The 1,378-nt window shown below is 72.2% G+C and carries 2 protein-coding genes; one reads left to right on the plus strand and one right to left on the minus strand.

Annotated features, from left to right (window positions below):
• Positions 1-179 (minus strand): helix-turn-helix domain-containing protein (locus ACM2XV_RS15305; protein WP_487027570.1); only part of this gene is annotated, 179 nt, incomplete at its 3' end.
• 108 nt (positions 180-287) lie between these two features.
• Between ACM2XV_RS15305 and ACM2XV_RS15310 the strand changes: the two genes are divergently transcribed.
• Positions 288-1,328, plus strand: coding sequence for a YeiH family protein (locus ACM2XV_RS15310; protein WP_487027569.1), 1,041 nt, complete (start codon positions 288-290; stop codon positions 1,326-1,328).
• Positions 1,329-1,378: the final 50 nt, after the last annotated feature.

Below are 1,378 nucleotides of genomic sequence, written 5' to 3' on the forward strand. Positions count from 1 at the left end.
GCGGCCACGGCGCCCTCGCCGGTGAGCGTCGCGCCGCGCGCCGTGCGATGCAGCAGCGGGATGCCGAGCCGCTTTTCGAGCTGACGCATCCGCATGGATGCCGCCTGCTGCGAGACCCCCAGCCGCCTGCTCGCCGCCGAGATCGAGCCGGCCTCCGCAAGGGCCGCGAGAAGTCGCATCGAGAGCAGGTCGGCCGTCGAGCCGGCGGCTTGAGCTACAACGGTCGCTTGTATATCCACAATCACGTGACGCTACTCGCCCTGCCGCGCGGGCGAGAGCCTCGAGGTATGCCTGTCAGCCGCATCACCGCCAGAATCCCCGGCCTCGCCGTGGCCGTGGCCATCGCCGTCGCGGCGACCGCGCTCGGCCGCCTCGCCCCTGTCGTGGGCGCGCCCGTCTTCGGCATCGCCATCGGGGCCGCGCTCGCCGCACTCATGCGCCCGGGCGCACCCGCCGACAGCGGTGCCGCGTGGGCAGGCAAGTACGTTCTGCAGGCCTCGGTGGTCGTCTTGGGATCGGGGCTGTCGCTCAGCCAGATCGTGCGCACCGGGTGGCAGTCGCTGCCCGTGATGCTCGGCACGCTGGCCGTCGCCCTGGCGGGCGGATTGCTGATCGGCCGGGCGCTCGGACTCGCTCCGGACACGCGCACGCTGATCGCGGTCGGAACCGCCATCTGCGGTGCGTCGGCGATTGCGGCCACCCAGTCCGTCATCCGCGCCAAAGCCCACGAGGTGGCCTATGCGATCGGCACGATCTTCACCTTCAACGTGGTCGCGGTGCTCACCTTCCCCTTCATCGGCCACGCCCTCGGGCTCAGCGATCGGGCGTTCGGGCTGTGGGCGGGCACCGCGATCAACGACACCTCGTCGGTGGTCGCCGCGGCATTCAGCTTCAGCGCCGCCGCCGGGCAGTACGGCGTGGTCGTGAAGCTCACCCGGACCCTCATGATCATTCCGATCACGGTCGCGATCGCCGTCCACCGCCGGAGGGCGGCCATGCGGGCGAGCGGCCCGGTCGGCGCCACGCCCACGTCGGCGACCTCGACGTCGCCGGCGTGGGCCTGGCGGTCGATCGTGCCGCAGTTCCTGATCTGGTTCGTCGTCGCCGCGGCCGTCAACTCCGCCGGAGCGATCCCCGCGGCCTGGCACCCCGCCCTGAGCCAGCTCGGCACCTTCCTGATCACCGTCGCGCTCGCCGGAATCGGCCTGGGCACCCGCGTTCAGGTGCTGAGGCGGGCCGGCCTGCGCCCGCTTGCGCTCGGCGCGATCCTCTGGCTCATGGTGGCGCTGGCCTCGCTCTGCCTGCAGGCGCTGACGCACTCGCTCTGACGACCCGCCCCGCCCTCTTCGAGGGGATGAAGCGAGCGAGCGCTCAGCCA

The organism is Gryllotalpicola sp. CP2-P1 (genome assembly GCF_057512245.1).